The organism is Alphaproteobacteria bacterium (assembly GCA_023898745.1).
GTDB lineage: Bacteria > Pseudomonadota > Alphaproteobacteria.
This window is the reverse complement of sequence record CP060237.1, coordinates 464,417-490,907: the sequence shown is the minus strand read 5'-3', so window position 1 is coordinate 490,907 and position 26,491 is coordinate 464,417. Positions and strand designations below refer to the sequence as shown.

Sequence of the window (26,491 nt, the reverse complement as noted above, 5' to 3'; positions counted from 1 at the left end):
GCGTCGTAGCTAAATTTTGTCTTCGACAAAATTAGCGAAGACGGATGGCAGGGGTGAGAGGAATCGAACCCCCGACCTTTGGTTTTGGAGACCAACGCTCTACCAGTTGAGCTACACCCCTAGAATTTTTAGTGATTTTTTTTCAGATAGTAAGAGTACTACAAGAAGACCCTTCGGCGCGACGCCTCAGGATGACAGAGTTGCTTATTCAATAATCTTAGAAACAACACCTGAACCAACTGTACGACCACCTTCACGAATCGCGAAACGAAGTCTTTCTTCCATCGCAATTGGCTTTAGAAGCGTAATTGTCATTTTTACGTTATCTCCAGGCATTACCATTTCAACACCTGCTGGCAACTCAACGTCACCTGTAACGTCAGTTGTTCTGAAGTAACATTGTGGTCTATAACCTTTAAAGAATGGTGTATGACGTCCACCTTCTTCTTTTGTCAAAGCGTAAATCTCAGCTTCGAACTTCTTGTGTGGTTTCACGGAACCTGGCTTACAAAGAACTTGGCCTCTTTCGATATCTTCTCTTTTTGTACCACGAAGGAGAATACCAGCGTTGTCACCTGCTTGACCTTCATCAAGAAGTTTTCTGAACATTTCCACGCCTGTAACAGTTGTTTTTTGCGTGTCACGAAGACCAACAATCTCAACTTCTTCACCAACCTTAATCACACCACGTTCGATACGACCTGTTGCAACTGTTCCACGACCTGTAATTGTGAAAACATCCTCAATTGGCATCAAGAAAGGTTGATCCACTGGTCTTTGTGGCTCTGGGATGTAAGCGTCTACCGCATCCATAAGCTTCATAATCGCCTCTTCTCCAAGAGGTCCTGTGTCACCTTCAAGCGCTTTTAATGCAGAGCCGCGAATAATCGGCGTATTATCTCCATCAAAGTCATACTTACTCAAAAGCTCACGAATTTCCATTTCAACAAGCTCAAGCATTTCTTCGTCATCAACCATATCGCATTTGTTTAAAAATATAACAAGCGCTGGAACACCAACTTGGCGCGCCAATACGATGTGCTCTCTTGTTTGAGGCATTGGTCCGTCTGTTGCAGATACCACAAGAATACCGCCGTCCATTTGCGCAGCACCTGTGATCATGTTCTTTACGTAGTCAGCGTGTCCAGGGCAGTCTACGTGCGCATAGTGGCGTTTTGCAGTTTCATATTCAACGTGCGCTGTGTTAATCGTAATACCACGCGCTTTTTCCTCTGGCGCAGCGTCAATATCTGCGTACCCTTTTGCTTGTGCTCCGCCTGCTTTTGCTAAAACAGTCGTAATTGCTGCTGTCAAAGTTGTTTTACCGTGGTCAACGTGCCCAATTGTTCCTATGTTAACGTGGGGCTTATTTCGTTCGAACTTCTCTTTAGCCATTTTTTGTTCCTTTTTCATTTTTGGATTGGAGCGGGTGATGGGAATCGAACCCACACTACCAGCTTGGAAGGCTGGGGCTCTACCGTTGAGCTACACCCGCGTTTTTTCTGGTGGGAGGAGCAGGATTCGAACCTGCGTAGACTTTCGTCGGCAGATTTACAGTCTGCTGCCATTGACCGCTCGGCCATCCTCCCATCACTTACACTAATTTAAATGATTTTTTTGAATATTGTCAATACAATCAAGAAGCTTCGTGGTTCGAAGTTTGTTAATAAAAGCGTAATTTATGTGATTTTTTAATGAAGTTTATTTTAAATTTTTGCAGTATTGAATAAATGTGTATAATGTTACTTGAGACCACATAGCATAGCGCTATACATAACGCAGGAGGAGGTAAATAGATGATTTTATTTCTTATGCAATTATATGGACAACATGGACAACTCGAGCTCTCAGAGGAAGAGTTGGGGTTCATAACTCGGGTTGTAGAAGAGAGGATGAGATCCGGCGACCCGGAAGAAACTGCTAAGCAAGTTGAAAGCATGCCTCTCAAAAAAAGGGCGCAAGTCTTAAATCACCTTTCAAAAGAAACCATGGAGAGTTTTCCAGAGGGATCACCTCTTAGAGCAGAAGGTCAAAAGAGAAAAAAATTGGTAGAGATAAGTGAAATACTTAGAGAACAAGGGAGTTTAGCGGAGAAGTTCAACGCCCAAATCCCAAGCAACATTCATATTTTGCTCAATAAAGTTAAAGCTTTTCTTAGCGCAGATAGTGCATTTAACACACAACTGGAAAACTACGACGAATTATTCACGCAAGTTCGAGCAGAATTGCTGTGTCTAGACAAAGCAATACATGAAAAACGCACAGAAAATTTGCGTGCAAAATTTGAGGAATGCAAAATCACAGTCAGCAATGCAAAAACTCTTTATATTGGAACCGAGCAAAGTCAGCCTTTAACACAAAGACTTAACACCTTAACGAGAGACGTTGATACTTTTTTACTGGAAGAATATGATGAGCACGAAAACAGTAAATTAATAGCCCGCTTGAACTTTCTAACTTCAGAATTGAGTCGGCTCATTACACAAACACAACAAGCTCTCGAAAAGGAAAGAAACAAACTGCTACGCAGTTACGTAATTAAACATCCATCAGCAGACGGTTTTCAAAAAGAAATAAGCAGGCTTAGCATACAGTTTTTAGGAAAGCTTGTGGGAGACCTATCGCAAAAATTAGGTAATCTAGATCTTAATGAAGAAGAATATATGCGCCTGTTAAGCGAAGATGCAAAAATTCAAAATAACCGTTTAACAGAAGAACTTACCCAAAAAGCGATTCTTGATATGAGAAAATTAACACTAGATTTGCTAAAAAAATATCCTGAACGAGCAAGTGTAACTTTGGAAGAAATAAGAAAAAATTTTAAGGCAATTCTACCAGAAGGCGCAGAACCTGGTGAATATTATACCGCTTCAGAAAGTGCTCAGCCATTTTTTATAGAAATAGCTGAATTTTCTACTGATCGTAGCAGAGCGAAAAGAACAAAAGAGCCTGAGCTAATTAGAATAACCTACCTAAGGTTAGAACTATTACTGCAGGTAAAAGATCGCTTTAGAAAACAATCAGACTGATATAAGTTGAACCGTATTTTCTTTGCTCCTTAAATTTATATGAACTGTTGAACGGGGGCTTTATGGGCTTGTCAGATTCAATCACCAGCGTTTTTACTTTCCAATTCATTTCAAATATTTTCTGATAAAGCGCCTCATTTTCATAAGGTGGATCAAAAAAAACAAGATCAGCTGTTAAATTTGCCACACTCTCAAATGGCTGATTGATGATTACCGCGCCAACATCCTGAGGCAATTCCCTGTCATCCTGAGTCGAAGGTGAAGGATCTTCTTGAGTATTACTGTGAGAAGATTCTTCGCTACGCTCAGAATGACGAAGTTCCCTACGCTCACTCAAGATAACGTTGCCAAATCCCCGAAGATTCTTTTGAATTATCGCACAATTCTTTTTATCTTTCTCAATAAAAACAGCCTTCTTTGCACCTCGCGATAACGCCTCTATCCCTAACGCCCCACTCCCTGCACAAACATCCGCTACGACTAAATCTTGGCATGACCCTATAATATTAAATATCGCTTCTTTTACGAAATCCCTTGTTGGTCTTATGTTGAGTGGACGTTCAAGTTTCTTACCCTTTCGGAAACCAGAAATAATACGCATTTGAACTTATGTCTGCACTTTGTCTTATGCTACCATGAACAAAAAGCAAATTATAAGAAACCATGAATGACTTAAAATCATGGCCCTTTGTTGAAGCGCGCAAAATTTTAGAGCGCATTGGCCATAAAACACCTGAAAAAGGATATGTGTTACTGGAGACGGGATATGGGCCATCGGGACTTCCGCATATTGGCACATTTGCTGAAGTTTTAAGAACAACAATGGTGAAAAACGCTTTTTCTCAACTTTCCGATATTCCCGTGAAAATATTTTGCGTATCGGATGATATGGACGGATTTCGAAAAGTTCCTTTAAATGTTCCAAATCAAGAGATGTTACAAAAGCATTTAAACCAACCTCTTACAAAAGTTCCTGACCCATATGAAACTTACGAATCATTTGCACATCATAACAATGCAAGATTGCAAGGCTTCCTAAATCATTTTGGGTTTGAGTATGAATTCGTCAGCTCAACAGCGGAGTATCAAAAAGGCACTTACAACGAAACGCTCAGGCAAATCCTTGAGCATTATGATGATATTATGAAAGTCATGCTACCTACACTCGGCCCTGATCGACAAAAAACTTACAGCCCTTTCTTACCGATTTGCCCAAGAACAGGTGCTGTTTTGCAGGTTAAAGCTGAAAGCGTGGATACAGAAGCTTATACAATGACTTACAAAGATCCAGAAACGCAAGAACTTGTTACAGTTTCTGTATTAAATGGCGCATGTAAACTACAGTGGAAAATTGATTGGCCTATGCGTTGGATGGCTTTTGACGTTGATTTTGAAATGTATGGAAAAGACTTGATCGACTCCGTTACAATTGGACGAAAAATTTGCAAAATCTTGAAAAAAAATCCGCCAGCAGGTGATTTTGTTGAGTTATTTTTAGATGAAGATGGACAAAAAATCTCTAAATCCAAAGGTAAGGGCTTTACCATGGAAGATTGGCTGAAATATGGCCCACAAGAAAGCTTGTCTTATTATATCTATCAAAACCCAAAGCGTGCAAAACGCTTATTCTTTGATGTCATCCCGCGCGCAACAGATGAATATATGAGTTTTATGATCAAATATCAAGATGCGCCTACTCCTGATAACCCTGTGTGGCATGTGCACTACACGCACCCACCAAAACAAACATGTGACCTGCCTTTTACATTACTGCTAAACCTTGTCTCAGTTTCTGGAAGTGACGATGCGGAGATTATTTGGGGCTTCGTGCAAAAGAACCAGCCGCATATCATCAGAACAGAGTTTATAAAGCGATTAGTTAAACATGCAATCGCCTATTACAAAGACTTTGTGCATAAAGATTATCGCGCGCCAACAAGTCAAGAAAAAGAGGCTTTGAAAGACTTAATTGGTGAGTTGCAAAACATCAATGAAGGTACAGATGCGAAAGACATTCAACATATCGTATTCGAAGTAGGTAAACGCAACGGATTTACAGATTTAAAAGCATGGTTTGGATCTTTATATGAAATATTACTCGGTCAAAAAGAAGGGCCACGTATGGGTTCATTTATTGCACTTTATGGACTAAAGGAGACGGTAAGGTTGATTGAGGAAAAAATAAGCGCAACTTCATCCTGAATCCACGCACTCGTCATGGCGAGCGAAGCGTGGCCATACATAATGGATCACCACGTCGCTACGCCCCTCGTGATGACGGCTCTGAGCCCGTCATTGCGAGCATTCGTTAGAATGCGTGGCAATCTATAATGGATCACCACGCCTTGCTACTCAAGGCTCGTGATGACGTCTGCACATATTTAATTCGTTAGCTCGGGATAAAGGAGTGCGTTCATTTTCCTGTTTTTAACGCAGTATAATAATCACACCACTCCCTCAAGTGACACTCTTCACAATTCGGTTTTTGCGCTTTGCAAATATACCGCCCATGCAAAACAAACCAGTCACTGATGCGTGTTTTATATTGATCTGGGATAATCTCCTCTAATTGCTGCTCTATCACTTCTGGCGTTTTACCTTTACAAATTCCTAAACGTTGTGTGACCCGAAACACATGTGTATCCACAGCAATATAGGGCATATCATATAGTGTATTTAAGATCGCATTTGCACTTTTTCGCCCAATGCCTGGAAGTGTCATCAGTTCCTCACGCGTTTTTGGTACAACACCGCCAAATTCATCCATCAGTTTTTGTGATAACGCGTAAATATTTTTTGCTTTTGTTTTGTAGTAATTAACACTACTCACAGCCTTTGTTAAATTTTCTAATCCAAGCTCCAGAATATCTTGAGGACGTTTAATATCCTCAAATATAGGTGCTGTCACTTTATTCACATGCTTATCTGTTGCTTGAGCCGACAACAAAACGGCAATTAATAATGTAAAAGGATTTATATAGTTGAGCTCAATCTGTGGTACATCATTATATTTCTCAAGCTCATTGATAATATTCTGAATCTTTGAGGCATTTCTTTTCACCTTAGACATAATATTTCTTTAAGCTATCTTCGTGACGATGATACCAATTATAATGAGAGCAATCGAGGTGATTAACTTAATAAAATACAAAAATTTTTGAGATAAAAATCTACGATAGTAATTAATTAAAAACCCAACAAAAGTCCACCACAAAATTACAGATAAAAATACCCCTAAAACAATTTGCAAACCTTCAAATATAGTCACTACGTGGATGGATTTATAAAAACTTAAAATAATTGCAATTGTAACCGGATTTGTCATTTCCATACAAAATGCATAAAACCACAATGCACGATTATCTACTGGACAAGTCCCTTTATTTTTATATTTTAATACATGCCTCACTTCATTCACGCCAAGCCCAATAAGAAAAATACCCGCTAATATCTGTATTAGTGCAGCGTGTGTAATAAAAATACTTTGAAAAAAAGGCATTTGAGACAACATCACAAACAAACAATCTGCACAAGCCGCGCCCAAGCCTATTAATACAGATGGACGCATATCATGATCGATTGATCGCTTTATACATAGCAAGTATATTTCATCCAAAGGCATAGCAATGGCTAATCCAATTAGAATGGCTTGAAAAAATATACTCATATGCATCGACATACGCTATTTCTTTATATTGAGCATGAAAAACATTTAACGTGTGGTTAATTTCAGCGCCCGTCATAGCGAGCGGAGCGTGGCCATCCATGGATCACCACGGCACTACACGCCTCGCGATGACGTTCTGCACAAGCCTTCCCATGACAAATCATACAATTTATGTTATAATAACATCAAGTATTACGCCTGACTGCCTACAAATGAACAATGATAAAGACGTGTTTCATTTCGTAAAATCTGAACCATCAGAAACACTAAAAAAGCCAAAAAAATCTACAAACTATTACCTTAAGAGTTTTAAAAAAATGCAAAGCGGACAATGGACTTTTAATTTTGCGGCATTTTGTTTTGGTATGTTCTGGCTTTTATATCGACGCATGTATGTTTATGCACTGTGTCATTTCATCATTTCCATGTATGTACCCCTGCCCTTTACGTTGATGTCTATGGCATTTGGATTTTTTGCCAATCGTTTGTACTTTCACCACTTACAATCAAAGTATATAGACGGTGAAAAAACCTCGGGTGTAAACCATTGGGTCATTCCATTCACGATTATATGTATCTTCTTGATGAACTTTCAGTTTATGCATATGGAAGAACGGCAGATTGATCCGCTGAGCTATCGGAATATTAAGCTTTAACGCATCACTTTCTTCTTCAAAATCTGACGCACAAAATCCTCTGTTTTTTCTAACTCAGGATTCTCTTGCTCAACTTCTTTTAAATACACAACAGCTTCGCCTCTGTTATAACCAAGAGAAATCAGCGTTTCAATGACATCTTGTTTTGCACCAAAATTCTTATGCGCAACATTATTGAATGCAATTACAGAAGAATTTATTTTATTCTTGAGCTCTAAAATAATACGCTCTGCCAACTTATTCCCAACGCCATCAGCATTTGTCAGCATGCGTTTTTCTTGATTTAAAATAGCACTTGCCAATTCATCACACGTCATAACAGACATTAAACTCAAGGCCATTTTCATGCCAACGCCTTGAACATTGAGTAACATTTCAAATACGCAACGCTCTTGCAAGCTCAAAAACCCAACCAAAAATGGCTGTTCTTGTCGTGTCATTTGCAGGGTATATAGGGTCACGTAATCTTCCGCTTGCGCTTTTGTGGTTTGGGATACAAAAACTTGGTATCCAATGGCGCCTGTATCAATAATGAGAAAATCATCACCTACGTAATCTACAGACCCTTTAAGTTTTGCAATCACCGCAAAGCTTCTTCTAATGCAACGGCTTTGTCTGTTCCAAAATCACGGTATTTCACAATCACACAGCACGCAATATTCACGCCTGTTTTTAGTGTACGAGAACCTGGAACTACAACAGCATTTTCTGGCACTTCACCATAATATTTTGTGTCATAAATATGATCAAAAATTGGAATACTTTTCGTTAGCGTCACACCTGCTGCGATTACAGCATTTTTACGAACCAAAACACCCTCTGTCAAAATTGTTCCTGCACCCACAAACACATTGTCTTCAATGATACATGGACGCTCACCAATTGGCTCCAAAACACCACCTACTTGCACCCCTGCAGACAAATGCACATTTTTACCTACTTGGGCACAAGATCCAACCAAAACATGGCTATCGACCATCGTATTGTCATCTACATATGCACCAACATTGATGTAGGATGGAGGCATAATCACCACATGCTTACCAATGTACGTTCCTGGACGAACTGTTGAACCATATGGCACCATACGCACATCATCTTTTTCTGTGAATTCACGCGGTTTTAGAGCTTCTTTATCAACAAACCCCCCTGGATAATCTACATTCAATGAAGTTTTGAAAATATTTAGAATAGCCCCCTTCACTTCTGTGTCGACTTTCCAACTGCCTGTTAATGTCTTATTTGCTGCTCTTCGCTGCCCTGATTGTAGTTCATCAATGATGGACATGTTTTGTGTTTTAATCACGTTTGATCAAGCTTAGCATGTTTCTTTTTTGTTGGGAATGTTTTTATTGGTGTTAATTTCTTGTTAAGGCTGGATCTTGTTATATGATTTGATAATAAGAATTTCTTATTATTCTCTAGGATACTTGCAATCCACCAACGCAAGTTATCCTTCCTTGGACTAAGGTTGTCTTACTCCCCTTTCAATAACTTGCTGCAACAAACTAAAATAACCTTACTGTACAACACAAGAACATTCAGAATTCTTGATCGGTTGTTGTGCAGACATTACTGCTGCATCACGAAATCTAGATGCTAAATTTTGCCTTTCTACAGTTCTTCGTCTTTCCGCAATCTCTACCTCTTGGAGTTGTCTTAATTTAGTAACCTGATCTTTATCTTGTATCAGACGCTCTGTAGCGGTTTGTACAGAATAGACATTCACTTTCCGCCCTTTCTGATTTAAGTCAAACAGAGCAAGCTCCAATAACCCCTTTAACTCTTGTTGATCAAACTGACAATTTTTCTCTACAGCAAACTCTTCTAACTTAGGCAATAAAAAATCATATGAAATTGGACCATCAAAATGCACAGGATACAAACGCCCCTTGAGTTCATCGGGGAGTGTGTCATATTTTTGATTGGATATGAAGATTTTTGTCATGTCTTTTATATCCACAGCAGACCGACCGAGGTATTCACATGTAAAGGGTTTTTCCAAGAAATCATTAAAAAATCTTACAGTCTCATCCGCAATAGTAGATCTAAAAAAAGCCTCATCAAAAATTGCAACAGGATTCAAAAAAGTCTCCTGTTGGCCTTCACGTTTAGCAACTAAAGTATCAAAAACCCAGCCTGACTTGGCATCCTGCATTCCACGACTTGTTCCGCCTGCGTGACTTTTTAACAATTCTATACTTCTGTTATTAAGCACGCATAAATCATCGTTATAAGGCAATCCTAAAGTCTCTACTATCAAATAGGCGATTGTTGTTTTTAAACACCTTGTCTCACCATAAAAAAAGAACGCTTTATTAGAGTTTTGAACGCTCATTCTCCTGAGAACTTCTTGCAAACTTGCTCTGGTGGCATCAGATAAATAACGAAAAATTGGATTTTGATTAAATACATAGTCTCCCAACGAAGCAAAGCCTTCATAGGAAAAATTCTTACGTCTTACAGGATAATGAGGCACAACTCTTCTTAAAAAGTTAATTGCATTAGTAGCTGTATAGCTCCCTTCTTGAGATTTATACATATCTCCAAATGCTTTTTCAATTTCAACGCAAACATTTGGGGCTGTTTCTAACAACTGTCTTTTTCTATTCATGTATTGCCTCTCAAGTCCCGGACGCTCATAATCAGCTGAGTCTGCATTTAAAAAATATGCAATTACATTTTTTCTCCGTTTTATCTCAGTTTGAACAGAGTTCATTGATTTTCGAATCTCTTGAATCGCTAGATCTGTGTACTCTTTCTCAAGAGTATCTAGTTCAAACAAACTGGGGCGGGCTACCGCTCTCGCACATGGCCCACTATCACAACCTGTTATAAAAAAATCAATTATTCTAGCCGGCACCCAACTAACAAGCAATGGTGTATACAACCCTCTACCAATACACTCTGCAATATATTTTGCTTTTAGTCCTGTAAATGAAATAGAAGGCACTCCTACATTAATACTGACAACAGGATGTTCATGTCTTGTTATTGCCCAAAAATCTCGTACCTGCCCAGCGCACACTCGCAATTCAAAGTTATAATGTTTTTCAAGTTGTAATTCTTCTAGATCCTCCTCACCTAACATATTCTTCAATCTTTCTTTTATACTCTTGTTCAAAGATTCCTCAGAATAAACCACCTCTCCATCGAGCCTTTGCTCACCTTCATACAATTTTGCATTACCGCTATTGTAAAAAAAAGACGATAAACTCTCAGGATTCTCTGTAGTTGTTACTAATAAAAAAAACATTAGACTATCTCCTACTTATAGCTTCTATTCTCTGACGAATTTCATCATTTGTTCTTAAAAGCTCCTCTACCCTATTAAAACCAGCTTCCAAATGTTTTGATTTTTCTCCTTTGCTATCGAACCATCCATTTTTCACACGCTCTGTCCATATTTCTTCGTTGCTGCACTTAAGAACAATTTCATAACTCGTCCATGAACCCGCTTTACCACGCACTTCTACATCGATACTTCTTCCATTCCAATCAAACGAAAATGGACTTACAATATGCGTCCTGATCATATTATTTAATCCACGGGTAACCCACTGATCCGCATCTTCAAACTCTATACGCCCTCCAACATTTGTGCCGCTCATACTTTTATGAGCCCCTACAAACACACTGCTTTTTGTTGTGCCGCCAGAAATAACTACACCAGAAGCAGGTTTTTGAATACCAACAATATGAGAAGATTGCGCAGGAGGAAGAAAAAACTGTTCCTGATCATCTTGAGCAAAGATGGTGTCATTTACTGGCGGAACCAAAATTGCACCATCTCTCATCCATTGATTTGTTTCATAATCATAAAAATCACCGCGTTTGACATAATCAGGCACAACAGGGCGATTTGCAGAAATTTCTCTCGCATCTGCGCCCCAATTGATGTCATTACTCATACCCAATTTCACAAGATAAGCAGCATTTAAAATAGCTCCCAGCAATCCATTTGAAAATCCTTCATCGTCCTCAACAGAATTCGTTGCATGAGTAGCTTTCTGAATATCTGATAAATCAACAACATCGCCGCGACTGGTAACAAATAATTTTTCATTTGCTGAGCAAACTGAGTGCTGCATAACAGCATTTTGTCGTGCATAAAACTGCTCTTCATCATCTTGATTGGCTCTCAAACAATATAAGACTAAAAGCATAGTTGCCTCCATTTAAATTTCTTTACATTAACTTGATGAAAAAATCTGTTTTAGTTTTATCAATCTAAACAAATCAAAGTTTCATCCACTATTATCAATAGAAAAATTTCTACGCAACACTCTCTAAAATGTATAGGATTTCAGAGCAATATCTGTTAGCATGCAGAAGCTCAAGAGAGACAAAGTGTTTTATGACTGAAGACTCTCCTTCAATTAGCAAAATTCTTTATCAAATTCATAATGGAAAAACACATATTTTTGAGTATTTCCAGCTTATTTTCCAAAACACTCCGGTTGCTACTTATTGGACCGATAAAAATAGCATTGTTCAAGACTGTAATTCGACCTTGCTTAAAGTATTTGAAAAAACTAGACCTCAAGACCTGATAGGAAAGTGGGCTTTTGATTTTGTGTTTGATGAAAAAGATGCGATTTGCTACATAAACTCTGATCAAAATTTAATATCAAATGACTCACCTCTATTAAATTTAACTGAACCAATTCACTCCTCTAATGGGGAATGTACTTTATGGTGCACAACAAAAATGCCTCTTTATGATGCAAACAAGAATATAAATGGAATTGTTGGTTTTGGAATTCCATTACATTTAGGTGTGACGGGTTTTGCTAATACACAGTTAACAGCTTTTCATCAATCCTTCAAAAATAAAACAAATTACTTTATTTATATAAACAAACAGATAATCCGTTTAACCACAAAGCAAGCAGAGATCTTAACGCACTTGTCTATGGGCAAAGCCTTTAAGGAAATTGCAAGCGCTATGGATTGCAGCACATGCACTGTTAAATATCACATTGAAGTTTTAAAACAAAAATTAAATGTCTATAACACTTCACAACTTATAGAGCTCTTCTGGAACAATCCTATTAAGTGGTTTTAATAGATTTTTTGAAAAACCTAGGATACAATATTCTTCCACATCGCAATATGTCATTCATTAGCTCAAAAAAATACTCTTTTCATTATCTCTACTATTTGCTATTCGCGCACTTGCTTGAATGACCTTTTTGTGTTACAGTCGTAAGAAAAAGATAAGTTTATTTATGTTACTAAATTACATCAAAAAAACATTTTTGCTTTGTATTTTATTTCTATCCACTCCGATTTTACAAAAAAACCTATTTGCCTCTCAGCCTGCAGTAATACCTGTAGAGCATAATATCAACACAACTAACCACTCTCAATTTTTTAAACAAATGGGAGAGGACTGTTGGCTTGCGACAGAAAAGATAACGTCACAAAATGCACGTTTTTGGGAAAGGTTTGCTCTAAGAGAGAGTTTTTTTGCTAGAGAATTAAGCTATATTGAATGCGCAAAACTTGCCGCTAACGAGTGTGATATTAAAGAATTGCCTAACTCAAAACTTTCTAATATTAGGGACATACCACCAAACTTCCACCTTAAAAAACTATCGACTGACTTTCATCTTTTTATGGAAAAATACCATAGCGGAGGAGGAATTGTTGACGCTTTTTGGTTAGATAGAGGAAGCAAAAGAAAATTGAGAGATTGGGGCGAATCAGATGTATGGGTATGTTATGCATGCTACAGCAATACTTCGATACATAAAAAATTTACAGAAACAGGGGAAATAAATACTGAAAGTTTGGATGATATTGAAATGGCAATGATGCTACTTACACACCCAGATCTTCCCTTCACGGTGCATCTAGGAATTTTCCGCACAGCCTCCTCTCAACTACAAAAATTACCACACCATAAAAACTTATCTATTTTCCTGCATGCTTTCGCAGCTAAAACAGCACAAACCGTCTTTGAAGGTAAAAAACTATATATGGCTACAGACCCTATCGATATTATGAAAGAAATATTAATAAAAAAATTTGGAAATAAAATACAATGCAATGCTTTAGAGATATCCTCACTAATCAACCGTCTTAAAAATGAAAAAGGGGAAGTTGTTTGGGAAATGCAAGATGCGAAATGCACGAAATATGCATGCCTTTCAGTACTTCTAGGCCGCAGCTTCGCTGCCATCTGTGTTCGCTTAGAAACTTTGGCCGCAGCTCTTCCAGACAATATACCTCCAGGAGAAGTTCCTCAACCATCTACGAATCCTGCCTATCTTGAACTATTTAGACATTCTCACCAAACATAAAGTATAATAAGATGTTAGTTTTGTGACCACATATTTATCACTATCCTGAGCATATAAAGGACTTTTTTAAAACTAGCGCAAAGTAGGTTTTGAAAGATGCGTCATCTTCGACTCAAGATGGTAAAAATTTCACGCAAAATGATGGGAAAAAACCGCACCATGAGTATTCTAGACGAAATTTTAAGCAAGATTCGGCTTTCAGCAATCATCGGAAAGGATGTAAAGCTGAAGCTTAATGGTCATGAATATCTTGGTTGCTGTCCATTTCATAAAGAAAAAACACCCTCATTTCGCGTGAATGATAAAAAAGGCTTGTATTACTGCTTTGGCTGTCAAGTAAAAGGAAATGCTTTTACATACCTTAACCAAAAAATGTCGAAAAAAGACACCATAGAAACGTTGGCAAAAATGGCAGGTGTAAAACTTGAACCATTAAAACAACAAGCGCCCATTATTAAATCTCAGATTGAGCTTTATAGAAGAGCCTGTGATTTGTTTAAACAAAGTCTCACACGAGATGTGTTGAGCTACCTCAATCAACGAGGTATTACAAAAAAATCTATTGAGATATACGAACTTGGATATTGCCCCCAAGGCGATGAGTTATTTAATGCACTTTCTCCGGAATTTCCACAAGATATGCTGAATAAATCTGAGCTATTTACCGGTAAAAAATGTCGCTTTAGAGGGCGACTTATGTTTCCAATTAAAAACTACAGAGGTCACGTTATTGCATTTGGTGGACGTATTTTAGATGGCTCATCAAATGCTAAATACATTAACTCCAAAGAAACAGAAATTTTCAAAAAAAGTGAAGTGCTGTATGGATTTCATGAAGCAGATAAAAAGAAAAAATTCATCATCACAGAAGGTTATCTTGACGTTATCAAGGTTCAGCAAGCTGGAGAATTTAGTGCTGTTGCACCCTTAGGAACAAGCTTTTCTAAAGCGCAAGCGGAGCAAATTTGGACTTATGATGAGCGCCCTTTTGTTTGTTTCGATGGGGATCAAGCAGGTAAAACAGCAGCATATCGTTTAATTGAGCGCATGACACCTTTCTTAACAGCTGAAAAAAGCTTTGCATTTTTAGATTTACCACAAGGCGAGGATGCGGACTCCTTTGCAAAAGATTTATCAACCCTCAAACCTATCTCTTTTGCGGATAAATTGTTTGAAAAAATATGTCTCAAAAAACAACTCACCTCTCCTGAAGATCAGGCGTTTATTAAAGAGGAAATTATTAGAATTACTAAAACTCAACAAAACCAAGCGTTATCAAATGCATTCCGCCAATATCTCTTAAATAAACTATGGGAAGCGTCAAAACATAAAAGCAAAACATCTAAGGATAAAAACCATAAAATTCCCACCCTACCTAAAGCGCAATACAGAGAAATCTTGGCGGGTGTTTTATTAGCGACGCTTGTAAAATATCCAGAGCTTCTTGAGGATATTCAAGATTATCTAGGTCGCCTTGAATTTGAAAACCCTGGCTTTGAAGCTTTAAAATATAAGTTGTTAGAACGATATTTTGATGAAACAGTCACCATAAACACCGATGCTTTAAATATAAAAAAACTCACAGCTTATGCACCTTTTTTAGACAAACCAAAAGAAGAAAAAATAAAAGACATTTGGATAGATATATACACACAATACCTTAATCACACACCTCAAAAATCTCAAAGTTGGGAAGAAATTCAAGCTTCAAAGAAATCTCTTATTGTGGATCAATCTGACTAAAACCATTTGATAGGGTTTTTCCAGAAACAGTCAATCAATTCCGACGCAGTATAAACGCCCAGCTTTCGCTTCAAAACATCAATATGATCCTCCACTGTAGAAACGGCACGATCAATCAAACGAGCGATTTCTTTAAATGTTTTTCCCATTGATAAATGCATCAGAATTTCAGCCTGCCTTGTGGTTAAATGCACAATACGTCCATGTATATAAACATAATAGTTTTTTCCATCCTTAAAGGATTGATAAAGATTCAACAACTGCGCATTTGAAAAACCCTCAACATTTCGATGAATAGGCATCGCAAAACCCACGATGCCTAAAATATTTCCCTCCACATCGTAAAAAGGCATTTTTGTTGTAGACCATAAAGTACATACACCATCAGAAGTGTGCATTGGATCAATTACATTAAATTGCGGCTTATTTTCTTTTATTACTTTTTGATTGGTTATCAGATAACATGCCGCATCTGTGTCGCTCAACGCAAAATCAAGATCAGTTTTTCCAATAATATCCTCTGGATATGACTTTTCAAAAGCTCTAGCTGAATTTTCATTACATCCACCTACAACAAAATTCGTATCATACCAAAACGTAATCACCGGTGTATTTCGAAAAATAAGTTTCAGGTAATCACCTATATGAGTTTCTCCATTATGGATCTGCGAAAGTGTATAGATCAGTGAAGCTTGGTCCTGGGACATATAAAACTCATACCTACTCTTGCTAAAACACAATACAAAAAACACCCTGGAAAATCCACCCCCCTGTTTTTAGGGAGTATTACGTGTAATAAAAACTTGCCAATAATGTATACGAAAGGGCACCTTGTCAAAAACAAAACCCTTTCACAAGAAATGAATACAAAAATAAAAGGAGAAAAAGTAATGTTTACGCTACTTTCGGCCTTTTTCCTCCTTTGTGAAACAGGCCAACAAACTTTAAAAGAAATGACAGATTATACTACGAAAAATTTTAGACAAAATCGCGTATGGGCCACGTTTAGTGAAGAACATCACAAACCCTTGCATCATTTCGCAGGAAATTTACGTTTTGTGTATTATCATTTAAGAAGCGAGCCAACGACATCTTCTAGAGATATGTATCTGCAAGCACTTGATACCTTAGACAATACACTACGTAATGCAGCAGGGCAAAAACTATGGTTTTGGCAACGCTCATTTTGCACAATAGCAGAAAAAGAGCAAAATATTGCAGAGTTATTACAAAAAATACTTTTTGAAAAAACAGAAGCAGAGATTTTGGACACGCATGGAGAAATAATCAGAACGATAAACCGGGAGTTAAGGAATATTCAGGAATCACGAGGAACGCATAAATTTCATAATCGCGTAGCACACGCTTGCTATGAATCAGGCGCTTCAACAATCAATGGATTATTCAACTTGGCAGAACGAGCTAAAAAATTGGCCGGATAACTGACCCTCGTACACAATTTGACATGCGCCTCTCATGTATAATTCGGTACCATTCCAGGAAATATCTAATTTCCCACCATCTTGAAATACCTCTACATTAGATTCAACAAGTTTATGGTGTTGCGCAGCTATAACGCTAGCGCACGCTCCAGAACCGCAAGCAGGAGTTAGCCCCGCACCCCTCTCCCAGACCTTCAATCTAAGTTGATGCTCATTCAATACATTTACAAACTCTACATTCACATCTTGGCGCGATAAAATAGGACCATATTCATGAATATCATCCAAATGCTCAACAAAACAAACCAAATGAGGATTTCCAATACGCACAAACACAGGCGGGTATTTGAACAAATCCGCATGCGCAACAATTGATCTCTCCTCAACCACTGTAGGTTTAGTCATTTGAACTGAGACTGTTCTGTCGCTATTCAAAGAACAAAACACGGTACCGCCAGGGGTTTCAATTTCTATAGAAGTGCAGTTGTTTTTTGACATCAAATAGTACGCTAAGCAGCGCGTTCCATTACCACAAGTTTCAGCTTCTGTTCCATCGCTATTATAAAACCAAACTTTACTTTTCTTAAACAATAATAGCTGGTCAAAACCTATCCCGAGTCGTCTGTTAGACATTTGCTTAGCAAACTTACTCCAATCATACTCAGACAAACCATCAATATCAATCATAACAAAATCATTGCCAAGGCCTTGCGCTTTAATAAAAGCTACAGTCTCGTGATGAAGCTTTTTATTACATTTTTCCATGGCAAGACTTATATCGCTTTCCAGAGCCACAATAACATGGATCATTTCTTCCGAGCTTCTTTGTTGCAGGCGCACCCTTTAATGTGTCAACCTCATCTTCATGCGTAACATCACTACTCGCTAGAAAATTTGAAATTTCTTGATGTAAATCTGATGGAATTTGCTCTTCTGGCATTTTGCAAAGCGTTTCGATAATCTCAAATCTCAGTGTTTTCATCATGCCAAAAAATGCATTAAACGCTTCGCGCTTGTACTCATTAATCGGTTTTACGCCAGCATATCCACGAAGTCCGATTCCTTGTCGAATATGATCTAGTTGATATAACTGACTTTTCCAATGTTGATCCAATAATTTCAGCAATGTGGACTTTTCTAAATATCGCAAGAAATCTTGCTGCTCCTCATTGTTATATCGCGCATTAAATGAGCCTTTAAGTGTGTTATAAATATGATCAAATAAATGCTCTGATGCACGGAACTGATCTTGATCTAATCCAGCCAAATCAAGCTTCTGATTGAAGACTTTTTGAATGGATGTCTCTAAACCTGCGATATCCCACGTATCTGAAAAAGAATGTTCTGGAATATGAACCTCAAATACATCCTCAACAGCCAAATCAAAAATCTCAGAGATCGTTTCTGAGACATTGTCATCTGCCATAAATTTTAATCTTTGTTCATAAATGATTTTTCTTTGATCATTCATAACATCATCATACTGCAAAATCTGTTTACGCATATCGAAGTTACGAGCTTCTACAGTTCTTTGCGCTCTCGCAATAGCACTGTTCAACCAGAATTTTTGAAGACTTTCACCTTCTTTCATTTTTTTTCTGAATTTATCTTGCTTTTGATCAAATCCAAAAATACGCAGCAAATCATCTTCCGTGGATAAGAAGAAAATAGATTCTCCTGGATCACCTTGACGCCCTGAACGACCAATAAGCTGGTTATCAATACGCCTACTTTCATGACGTTCCGTTCCAATGACCAACAAACCACCAAGCGCTTTAATCTTCGCGTTTTCTTCTTTAATTTCTTTCAAGATTTTTTCTTTTAGCGCGTCTGTATGTTTCGCTTCATCATATTCTTTTAAGCGCGACTCTAAACTTCCACCAAGCTGAATATCTGTTCCGCGACCTGCCATGTTTGTTGAAATTGTTATCGCACCTAAACGTCCTGCTTCTGCTACAATTTTCGCTTCTTGCTCATGGTACTTTGCATTCAAAACGCTGTGCTTTATACCCTGCTGCTTCATAAGTGCAGACAAATACTCAGACTTTTCAATGCTTGTTGTACCTACAAGAATTGGTTGGCCTGTCGGGATGCGTTTCTTTAAAAATTCTACAATCGCATCATATTTTTCCCGTGCTGTAACATAGAATTGATCATCATAATCCTTCCGAATTACAGGATTATGTGTTGGGATAGATACAGATCTTAAACCATAGATCTCTTCAAACTCTTCTTCTTCTGTCAAAATTGTTCCAGACATACCAGAAAGTTTTGGATATAAACGGAAATAATTTTGGTATGTAATAGATGCCAATGTCTGGTTTTCAACTTGAATTTCAACACCCTCTTTTGCTTCTATAGATTGATGTAGGCCGTCTGAATATCTACGACCTTCCATCATACGACCTGTAAATTCATCAATGATAATCACTTCGTCATCACGCACAATATAATCTACATTCTTTTGAAACATAACTTGCGCTTTAAGGGCAGAATTCAAATAATGCACGATGGATAAATTACGAAGATCATAAAGATTATCACCTTCAAGCATCCCCCGCTTTTTTAATAGAGATTCGACTTTTTCTACACCAACATCTGAAAAGGTAATGTTCTTATTTTTCTCATCCTTCTCATAGTGCTCTGTAGATAACTGCTTTACAATTTCTGCAGCAATCACATAGTTATCAGAAGATTTTTCTGCAGGTCCTGAAATAATGAGAGGCGTTCTAGCTTCATCAATCAAAATATTGTCAACTTCGTCTACCACAGCAAAATTAAATTTACGCATCACCATGTCTTGAAGTGTGAATTTCATATTATCTCTCAGATAATCAAATCCAAACTCATGATTTGTTCCATATGTAACATCACAATGATATGCTTGGCGTCTTTCTATATCTGATAACCCGTGCACAATAAAACCAACGGTCAAACCTAAAAACTCATAAACTTTACCCATCCAGGTTGCGTCACGCTTCGCTAAATAATCATTAACTGTTACAACATGCACGCCTTTTTCTGTTAACGCATTCAAGTAAATCGCTGTTGTTGAAGTTAGTGTTTTACCTTCACCTGTTTTCATTTCACATAACTTGCCATCATGCAAAACTAGACCACCAATAAGCTGTACATCATAATGTCGCTGCCCTAGTGTTCGCTTTGCCGCCTCTCTCACCACAGCAAAAGCATCCACTTGGATATCATCAAGTGATACGCCTTTTTGCAAGCGCTCTTTTAATATAGATGTTTGACTCCTCAGATTCTCATCTGACATCTTTTCATAATACGCTTCCCTTGCATTGATTTTTTCAACAATGCGCCGATATCTCTTTACTACCCGATCATTCGACGATCCGAAAACCTTTTTCAAAATAGTGTTAAGCATTTAGAATAGATGTGTAGCCTTTTTTATAGAATACGTGAAAATCAAGGAATTTGCTATAGACTCGCTCCGTAACTTGATTTTTCGGTTAAAAGCCTTGTATACCTACACTATATGGGAGGTTTATATGCATATTCAAGATTATCAATTTTATAAAAAATTAACACAACACCCCTCTGTAAAAGAGATTTGGCTGTTTGGCTCTCGAGCGCGAGGCGATAATCAAGAAAGAGCAGACATTGATTTAGCTTTATTTTGTCCAAATGCAAGTGAGAAGGAATGGCTTGATATACTGAACATTATTGATGACGCTGATACACTTTTAAAGATAGATACTGTACGACTCGATCAACTGAGTGAAACATCCCCATTAAAAAAATCTATCTCACAACAAGGAAAAAAAATATATGAGAAGTTATAAAGTAAAATTAGGATTTTCTAAACTTGAAAAAGCGTTAATATCTTTGGAGGCAATTGCAAACAAGCCTATGCAAGAAGATCGCAGCAATGTTAATGCAACTATCCAAAGATTTGAATTCACAATTGAATTATTCTGAAAATTATTAAAAGCTATCATAGAAACGCATGGCGCTCAAGCTGTTTATCCTAAGGATATTTTTAAAGAAGCATACAAAGGTCAACTTATTGATGAAGAAGAAAAATGGTTGAGTATGCTCAAAGATAGAAACCTAACGTCTCATACTTATAATGAAGATCTCGCTGATGAAATCTTTGGGCGTATTCAATTATATCTACCAACTCTTAGAAAAACTTTTAATAAACTAAATGAAGTTGCAAAATAAAAATTACCTTGACCACCTGCATCTCACCATCCTGATCGCGCATAGCAAGAGAAAGATCTTATTGAATAGAACGCAAGTAAGCCCTTCAGCTACACCTCAAGATGAAGTCGTCGGTCGGGTTTGCCCCAAATGCTCCTGACCACGGGATTTAAATAGCTCAATTTGTCTCTGACGCTGTCTTAAGCGCGCTTTTTTATCTTCAGATGTTTTAGCAGAACAATAGGCGCAAGACACACCCTCTTCATATTCCGGCACCTGCATTTCTTCTTGAGATAAGGGCATACGACACCCATAACACATTTGATAGTCACCTTGTTTGAGGCCGTGCTTCACACCGATACGATGATCAAACACAAAACATTCACCTTCCCACAAGCTATCCTTCTCCTCTACATCCTCAAGATATTTTAAGATTCCACCATTTAAGTGATACACATGCTTGAATCCTAAAGCCTTCATATACGCTGTTGATCGCTCACAACGAATTCCACCTGTGCAAACCATTGCAATCTTTTGCTCTTTATCTTTGCAGTTTTGGGCCACATAGTCTTTAATTTCTGTAAATTTCTCTGTCTTAGGGTTTATTGCACCCTTAAATGTACCCATCTTCACTTCATAATCATTTCTTGTATCAATACAAATTACATCTGGATCTGAAATCAATTTGTTCCAATCTTTAGGCTCAACATATTCTCCAACATACTGGCATGGATCCGCTTCTGGCGCGCGCAACGTAACAATCTCTTTTTTAAATCGCACTTTAAGTCGATAAAAAGGTGTTTGGCCTTCTTTGTAAGAGAATTTTATACTTAAACCTGGAAACAACTCTTTAAGCTTCTCACCATAGCGATCAATATCTTCATCTGGACCGCTCACTGTTCCATTAATTCCCTCCCTTGCAAGTAATACCGTTCCCTTAATATTTTTGAGATAAGGCATTAGCGCAGCTTTAATCTCTTCAGGCTGAATAGCTTGAAATTTGTAAAATGCAACAATTTTGTGCTTCATTTTTTTTCCTTTTACGCTGAAACGTCATCACGAGAAGCCAAACAACGTTGTGATCCATTGTAGATGGCCATGCTCCGCTCGCCATGACGGTCTGCATTTCATAAAATTTATTTACTTTATTTTATAGCGTATTTTCCCATTGTTTCAAATAGTATGTTCTGGTAACATGAGATAAGTTGGGGTATAGCCAAGCGGTAAGGCAGCGGGTTTTGGTCCCGCCATCCTGGGTTCGAATCCTAGTACCCCAGCCATCCATCTTCGCAATTTTGCCAAAGGCAAAATTTAGCTTCGACGCGACTGCGTCGGAGCGTGCGAAGTGGATGTCACGCCGAAGCTCTTTAGAGCGAAGGCGGACTATCCACTTAAATCTCATTAAATCTCATAATAAAACTCCGTCATCTTGAACGAGCGTAGTAAATGAAGGATGTCTCTAAGATGTACTCAAGAAGATCCTTCGGCTACGCCTCAGGATGACGGTGCAAATGAAATTAAATACCTTGCCTCAATGCATGCTTGGAAAAGCCAAACACAAGCAACAAAGGTGCAGCTACAAAAATAGATGAAAATGTTCCGGAGATAACGCCCACAATAATTGGCAAGCTGAATTCCGCGATCACAGCACCACCCAAGAAATACATCGCAAGCAGAGATAGCATTGTTGCTGCAACAGTAAGAGTTGTTCTGGATAGTGTTTCTTGAATAGACCCATTGATAATTTCTGGCACCGTAAGCTTGGTGCGTCTCAACAAGTTCTCACGAATACGGTCAAAGATCACAATCGTATCGTTGATAGAATAACCTGCTGTTATCAAAATACCGATAATCGCAGACTCACTAAACTCAAATGGAAATACTGTATAAAGCATCACAATCATCATACAATCATAAAAAATTGTCAAAATTGCACTTAATGCATAACGCCATTGAAAACGAATCGTAATATAAATCAACATTGCCAACAAGGTTAACAATACAGACTTCACCGCATTACCCACAAGCTCTTTTCCAACTTTTGGTCCGATCACTTCAACTTGACGATATGCAACACCCTTCCCAAGAGTGTCTTTCACTTTCCCTACCTGGTTTTTTCCACCTTGATCTTCAAGTTTAATTAAAATATTAGACTTATCATTTCCAATCTGCTGCATGCTTACTGCGCCAATTTTTAGATTTTCAAGAGATGTTCTGAGTTTATCTAAATTAGGCGCTTGAGAAAATTTGGTTTCTAAAACGTATCCGCCTTTAAAGTCGATTCCATAATTCAAACCTTTTGTAAATAAACTAAAGGTTGTGATAAAAAGCAGCAAAAGCACGACAGTAAAAGATGCATAACGGAATTTTATAAAGTTCATTTTCTGCCTCCAATCGACAACTTCTCAACCTTTCTGTTGCGAATCCAAAAATAAATTTGCATTTGCGTCAATGTCAAAGCCGTAAACATCGAAATCACGATACCAAGGCCCAAAGTCACCGCAAACCCACGAATCGGCCCACTACCAAACTCATACAAAATAAACGCACCGATCAAGGTCGTTAAGTTTGAGTCAACAATTGTTGTCATCGCGCGCTCAAAGCCTAAAATAATCGCACGCACAGGCTTCATCCCAAATCGCAACTCTTCCTTTATACGCTCATAAATCAAAACGTTAGCATCCACCGCAACACCCATAGTCAAAGCAATACCAGCAATGCCAGGCAATGTTAAGGTCGCGCCAATAAACGATAATGTTGCAAACAGCAACACAACGTTAAAGACCAGCGAAACAATCGCAAAAAATCCAAATAAACGATACGCTAGCAACATAAACGCCGCAACCAAAATAAATGACCACAATACCGCTGCTTTACCATGCTCAATAGAGTCTGCACCCAATGAAGGACCAACAACACGCTCCTCCATGACCTTCAAAGGCGCGGGTAATGAACCTGAAGACAGAATAATCTTTAATCGTGTTGCTTCCTCAAGCGTCGTTTTTTCACTTGAAATCATCGCTTGCCCGTAAGGAATGGCTTGTGTAATTTTTGGCGCTGTCACAATCTTATTGTCGATCACAATAGCCAGGCGTCTACCAATATTTTTGGAAGTAATGTCTTTAAATCGCTCTGTGCCAAAAGAATTTAATTCAAACGATACGCCGTTTGATCCTTCAGAAAACACTTTCACTGTTGTGAGATCTTCTCCGCTTAAAAGCACCTCAGGCTCAACATAATATTTAACACCTGTATCTTTTTCAACCAAAATCTCTTTGTTGAAAGCCTTGTCTTGACCCACAACACCTGATAACAATTTAAAGACCAAACGTCCTGTTTGCCCCAGAAGCTGTTTCACACGTCCTGGATCATCCACACCAGGTAATTGAACAATAATACGGTCTACGCCCTGACGATAAATTAATGGCTCTTTTGTGCCCGTTTCATCAATTCTTCGTCTCACAACCTCAATAGATTGCTCAACCAATTTTAGATCTAACTCTCTTTTTTGATTTGGCGCATAATAAATACGCAGCACTTTTCCATTTAAACCAACACTTAATGCACGATCAAAAGACCCTATGAGTTTTGAAACGTTATCATAATCCTTAATATCTTTCAGACGCACAAAAATGGCATCTTTATCAATCTTATAATCTTCAAAACCAATCTTGTTTTTTTTGAATAATTTTCTAACATTCAGTTTTTCAAAATTTGTTTTATAAGCTTCATCTAATGCAACTTGAAGTTGCAAATATGAACCGCCTTTTAATTCTAATCCAAGGTTAATCTTTTGTTGAAAGTAACTTGGTAATTTCTCATACACATTATCTTTTAAAAAACTTGGCACAGAAAATGCTATACCAAAAAAACATATAAATAAAACAAGTAGGGTTTTTACTTTTGAGAAATGCATCACAATCTCCTGATCTCTAGCTATCTAATTAAAATGGTATATCATCCTCAATGAGTTGAGACATAGAATCGTCTGGACCATTACCTACAGCCATAGCCTGACCACCAGCTGTGACGGTCGGAGATAGCATAATCATTTGACCATTGAAACCAGACAAAACGACCTCAGTTGTATATCGCTCTTTATTGTCTTGATCAACCCATTTACGCGTTTGTAGCTGGCCCTCGATAAATACCTTAGAACCTTTTTTGAGATATTTTTCAATGATATCAACTAATGGAGCGTTAAAGACTACAACACGGTGCCACTCTGTCTTCTCCTGCTTTTCCCCTGTGACTTTGTCTTTCCATCTCTCCGATGTTGCAATTCTTAAATTTGCAACTTTCTTTCCATCGTTTGTTGCCCTCACTTCAGGGTCTGAACCCAAATTCCCAATGAGCGTCACTTTGTTCAACGAGCCTGCCATTAAATCTTATGCTAAATCTTCTCTTTGCCCATTTTAAACAAATTAATTCTTAAAATATAGTTAATTTTAGGATAAATTCCGAATTTGTTGATTTTAAAACGTCATCCTAAGCCACAAAGCGAAGAAGGATCTTTTTATAGCAACCCTTTTCATTTTATGCACCTAAAGTCGATCTCTTGTATTATTTAGGGAATTTGCTATATAAGATTACTAGAAAGAATAATTTTATATTACACGAGGTTAAAAATATGATATTTTGTTGTTTATATCTTTCTGCATCAGACTGCGCTGAATCTTTTGAGAATTTAGCATCACAATCAGAGCAGCGTGCAACGACAGTGCAAAATCCGCATCTTGCGAATCGTCATTTACAAACTGCATATTTCTATAAATTCATATGTGCGCAAACTCTTGCCGATGCAGAGCAAGATCCTGAAAAAGCGACACAATACATTAAACAAGCAGAAATTTATATAAAAGCATTGAAAGACCTTCGTGAGCAGTTAGCAAATGTAGCGCAACACATGTGGGAAGAAACTCAAAAAACATCTTTATAATACTCTGCTAATTTTGCAAGACCCTGTATTTATAGGTTCAGGATTACGATGTCAAAAAACTCCGCAGCATCCATGCCATCTTCTCATGAGACTTAATCAGTCCAACCAATACATCCTGATCTACAAGATCTGTCATAGCATCTACTTCTTTTTTCATATACATAACAAATAGCTCATGATTTTTCACAAGATCATTCACCATTTCCATATCTTTAAAATCAGGCTCTATAGGCGTCATATGCTCTTTACACATTAAAGCGCAGTGCATTCTAATTTTGCGTTTCTTTTTCGCTCTTATATATTCGGCAAACTCATCGATTTGCTCTAACAGATCATGGTACTGCTCATCAAGCAGTTTGTGTAGCCCACGAAAACTTTTAGATTCTATATTCCAATGATAATTTAATGTCTTTTCAAATATTGCAAACATATCTAAAAAAATATGCTGAAACACATCTTGCGTCATATTAACTTCCTTTTCCATTTTCTTTCGTCTTATTACACGCCAAAAAAGGTTAATAAATCGTTTGCTAACCATAT

At 37.8% G+C, this 26,491-nt stretch carries 25 protein-coding genes, 4 tRNA genes and 1 pseudogene; 11 read left to right on the top strand and 19 right to left on the bottom strand.

Annotated features, from left to right (window positions below; translation table 11 throughout):
* Window positions 1-45: 45 nt before the first annotated feature.
* From H6850_02430 to H6850_02415, 4 genes are all read right to left on the bottom strand, one after another.
* Window positions 46-121, bottom strand: a tRNA-Trp gene (locus H6850_02430).
* Window positions 122-204: 83 nt separating this feature from the next.
* Window positions 205-1,395: an elongation factor Tu gene (tuf, locus tag H6850_02425; protein USO01949.1), complete on the bottom strand. Its 1,191-nt coding sequence runs from the start codon at window positions 1,393-1,395 to the stop codon at window positions 205-207.
* 26 nt (window positions 1,396-1,421) lie between these two features.
* A tRNA-Gly gene (locus tag H6850_02420) sits at window positions 1,422-1,495 on the bottom strand.
* A gap of 8 nt (window positions 1,496-1,503) precedes the next feature.
* Window positions 1,504-1,589 (bottom strand) — tRNA-Tyr (locus tag H6850_02415).
* Window positions 1,590-1,796: 207 nt separating this feature from the next.
* Here H6850_02415 and H6850_02410 point away from each other — a divergent pair.
* The gene (locus H6850_02410) at window positions 1,797-3,029 is read left to right on the top strand and encodes a hypothetical protein (protein ID USO01948.1); all 1,233 of its coding nucleotides are present in this window, start codon (window positions 1,797-1,799) and stop codon (window positions 3,027-3,029) included.
* On the opposite strand, the gene H6850_02405 is transcribed toward H6850_02410, so the two are convergent.
* The gene (locus tag H6850_02405) at window positions 3,010-3,630 is read right to left on the bottom strand and encodes an RsmD family RNA methyltransferase (protein USO01947.1); all 621 of its coding nucleotides are present in this window, start codon (window positions 3,628-3,630) and stop codon (window positions 3,010-3,012) included. The genes H6850_02410 and H6850_02405 overlap by 20 nt on opposite strands.
* A gap of 62 nt (window positions 3,631-3,692) precedes the next feature.
* Between H6850_02405 and H6850_02400 the strand changes: the two genes are divergently transcribed.
* On the top strand, window positions 3,693-5,231 hold the full coding sequence (locus H6850_02400) for a lysine--tRNA ligase (GenBank protein ID USO01946.1): 1,539 nt from the start codon (window positions 3,693-3,695) through the stop codon (window positions 5,229-5,231).
* A gap of 211 nt (window positions 5,232-5,442) precedes the next feature.
* Here the strand turns inward: H6850_02400 and nth are convergent, their stop codons facing one another.
* Together nth and H6850_02390 are read right to left on the bottom strand one after the other, a co-directional pair.
* The gene (nth, locus tag H6850_02395; protein ID USO01945.1) at window positions 5,443-6,099 is read right to left on the bottom strand and encodes an endonuclease III; all 657 of its coding nucleotides are present in this window, start codon (window positions 6,097-6,099) and stop codon (window positions 5,443-5,445) included.
* Between the two features lie 9 nt (window positions 6,100-6,108).
* Window positions 6,109-6,696 (bottom strand): LysE family transporter, encoded by a 588-nt coding sequence (locus H6850_02390; GenBank protein ID USO01944.1) that lies wholly within the window; start codon window positions 6,694-6,696, stop codon window positions 6,109-6,111.
* 212 nt (window positions 6,697-6,908) lie between these two features.
* On the opposite strand from H6850_02390, the gene H6850_02385 reads away from it, so the two are divergent.
* Window positions 6,909-7,352, top strand: a complete 444-nt coding sequence (locus H6850_02385) for a DUF2628 domain-containing protein (GenBank protein ID USO01943.1) — start codon at window positions 6,909-6,911, stop codon at window positions 7,350-7,352.
* Here H6850_02385 and ruvA read toward each other — a convergent pair.
* The 4 genes from ruvA to H6850_02365 all read right to left on the bottom strand — a co-directional run bounded on the left by ruvA (window position 7,349) and on the right by H6850_02365 (window position 11,518).
* Window positions 7,349-7,936, bottom strand: coding sequence for a Holliday junction branch migration protein RuvA (ruvA, locus tag H6850_02380; GenBank protein ID USO01942.1), 588 nt, complete (start codon window positions 7,934-7,936; stop codon window positions 7,349-7,351). The genes H6850_02385 and ruvA overlap by 4 nt on opposite strands.
* Entirely contained in the window at window positions 7,933-8,640 is a 708-nt protein-coding gene (locus tag H6850_02375) for a 2,3,4,5-tetrahydropyridine-2,6-dicarboxylate N-succinyltransferase (GenBank protein USO02815.1), read from the bottom strand. The genes ruvA and H6850_02375 overlap by 4 nt, the downstream gene beginning before the upstream one ends.
* Window positions 8,641-8,871: 231 nt before the next feature.
* Window positions 8,872-10,608 (bottom strand): hypothetical protein, encoded by a 1,737-nt coding sequence (locus tag H6850_02370; GenBank protein ID USO01941.1) that lies wholly within the window; start codon window positions 10,606-10,608, stop codon window positions 8,872-8,874.
* Window positions 10,609-10,612: 4 nt separating this feature from the next.
* Window positions 10,613-11,518 carry a hypothetical protein gene (locus H6850_02365; GenBank protein USO01940.1) on the bottom strand — a complete coding sequence of 302 codons (906 nt, stop codon included), beginning with the start codon at window positions 11,516-11,518 and terminating at the stop codon, window positions 10,613-10,615.
* A gap of 191 nt (window positions 11,519-11,709) precedes the next feature.
* Between H6850_02365 and H6850_02360 the strand changes: the two genes are divergently transcribed.
* The 3 genes from H6850_02360 to dnaG all read left to right on the top strand — a co-directional run bounded on the left by H6850_02360 (window position 11,710) and on the right by dnaG (window position 15,403).
* Complete coding sequence (locus tag H6850_02360; protein USO01939.1) at window positions 11,710-12,420, top strand: PAS domain-containing protein; 711 nt, start codon at window positions 11,710-11,712, stop codon at window positions 12,418-12,420.
* A 163-nt stretch (window positions 12,421-12,583) separates the two neighbouring features.
* Window positions 12,584-13,660: a hypothetical protein gene (locus tag H6850_02355; protein USO01938.1), complete on the top strand. Its 1,077-nt coding sequence runs from the start codon at window positions 12,584-12,586 to the stop codon at window positions 13,658-13,660.
* A gap of 159 nt (window positions 13,661-13,819) precedes the next feature.
* The gene (dnaG, locus tag H6850_02350; GenBank protein USO02803.1) at window positions 13,820-15,403 is read left to right on the top strand and encodes a DNA primase; all 1,584 of its coding nucleotides are present in this window, start codon (window positions 13,820-13,822) and stop codon (window positions 15,401-15,403) included.
* Here dnaG and H6850_02345 read toward each other — a convergent pair.
* A complete protein-coding gene (locus H6850_02345) occupies window positions 15,400-16,155 on the bottom strand; it encodes a PAS domain-containing protein (GenBank protein ID USO02802.1) in 756 nt (251 codons plus the stop codon). The genes dnaG and H6850_02345 overlap by 4 nt on opposite strands.
* 138 nt (window positions 16,156-16,293) lie before the next feature.
* On the opposite strand from H6850_02345, the gene H6850_02340 reads away from it, so the two are divergent.
* The gene (locus H6850_02340; protein ID USO02801.1) at window positions 16,294-16,845 is read left to right on the top strand and encodes a hypothetical protein; all 552 of its coding nucleotides are present in this window, start codon (window positions 16,294-16,296) and stop codon (window positions 16,843-16,845) included.
* Here the strand turns inward: H6850_02340 and dapF are convergent.
* Together dapF and secA are read right to left on the bottom strand one after the other, a co-directional pair.
* Window positions 16,804-17,610 (bottom strand): diaminopimelate epimerase, encoded by an 807-nt coding sequence (gene dapF, locus H6850_02335; protein ID USO02800.1) that lies wholly within the window; start codon window positions 17,608-17,610, stop codon window positions 16,804-16,806. The two genes, H6850_02340 and dapF, sit on opposite strands and share 42 nt — an antisense overlap.
* Complete coding sequence (gene secA / locus H6850_02330) at window positions 17,597-20,233, bottom strand: preprotein translocase subunit SecA (protein USO02799.1); 2,637 nt, start codon at window positions 20,231-20,233, stop codon at window positions 17,597-17,599. The genes dapF and secA overlap by 14 nt, the downstream gene beginning before the upstream one ends.
* 124 nt (window positions 20,234-20,357) lie before the next feature.
* On the opposite strand from secA, the gene H6850_02325 reads away from it, so the two are divergent.
* Both H6850_02325 and H6850_02320 read left to right on the top strand, forming a co-directional pair.
* On the top strand, window positions 20,358-20,651 hold the full coding sequence (locus H6850_02325) for a nucleotidyltransferase domain-containing protein (GenBank protein ID USO02798.1): 294 nt from the start codon (window positions 20,358-20,360) through the stop codon (window positions 20,649-20,651).
* A pseudogene (locus tag H6850_02320) lies at window positions 20,638-21,033 on the top strand (nucleotidyltransferase substrate binding protein). Before H6850_02325 ends, H6850_02320 begins: the two are co-directional and overlap by 14 nt.
* 96 nt (window positions 21,034-21,129) lie before the next feature.
* Here the strand turns inward: H6850_02320 and H6850_02315 are convergent.
* On the bottom strand, window positions 21,130-22,041 hold the full coding sequence (locus H6850_02315; protein USO02797.1) for a rhodanese-related sulfurtransferase: 912 nt from the start codon (window positions 22,039-22,041) through the stop codon (window positions 21,130-21,132).
* Window positions 22,042-22,218: 177 nt separating this feature from the next.
* Between H6850_02315 and H6850_02310 the strand changes: the two genes are divergently transcribed.
* A tRNA-Gln gene (locus H6850_02310) sits at window positions 22,219-22,292 on the top strand.
* Between the two features lie 237 nt (window positions 22,293-22,529).
* Here H6850_02310 and secF read toward each other — a convergent pair.
* The 3 genes from secF to ssb are packed head-to-tail and all read right to left on the bottom strand — an operon-like array spanning window position 22,530 to window position 25,394.
* Window positions 22,530-23,393: a protein translocase subunit SecF gene (gene secF, locus H6850_02305; protein ID USO02796.1), complete on the bottom strand. Its 864-nt coding sequence runs from the start codon at window positions 23,391-23,393 to the stop codon at window positions 22,530-22,532.
* Window positions 23,390-24,928 carry a protein translocase subunit SecD gene (gene secD, locus H6850_02300; protein ID USO02795.1) on the bottom strand — a complete coding sequence of 513 codons (1,539 nt, stop codon included), beginning with the start codon at window positions 24,926-24,928 and terminating at the stop codon, window positions 23,390-23,392. Before secD ends, secF begins: the two co-directional genes overlap by 4 nt.
* 28 nt (window positions 24,929-24,956) lie before the next feature.
* Window positions 24,957-25,394, bottom strand: coding sequence for a single-stranded DNA-binding protein (gene ssb, locus H6850_02295; protein ID USO02794.1), 438 nt, complete (start codon window positions 25,392-25,394; stop codon window positions 24,957-24,959).
* 248 nt (window positions 25,395-25,642) lie between these two features.
* Here ssb and H6850_02290 point away from each other — a divergent pair, with 248 nt between their 5' ends.
* Window positions 25,643-25,951: a hypothetical protein gene (locus H6850_02290; GenBank protein USO02793.1), complete on the top strand. Its 309-nt coding sequence runs from the start codon at window positions 25,643-25,645 to the stop codon at window positions 25,949-25,951.
* A 43-nt stretch (window positions 25,952-25,994) separates the two neighbouring features.
* Here H6850_02290 and H6850_02285 read toward each other — a convergent pair whose 3' ends face one another.
* On the bottom strand, window positions 25,995-26,435 hold the full coding sequence (locus H6850_02285) for a hypothetical protein (GenBank protein ID USO02792.1): 441 nt from the start codon (window positions 26,433-26,435) through the stop codon (window positions 25,995-25,997).
* Between the last annotated feature and the right edge of the window lie 56 nt (window positions 26,436-26,491).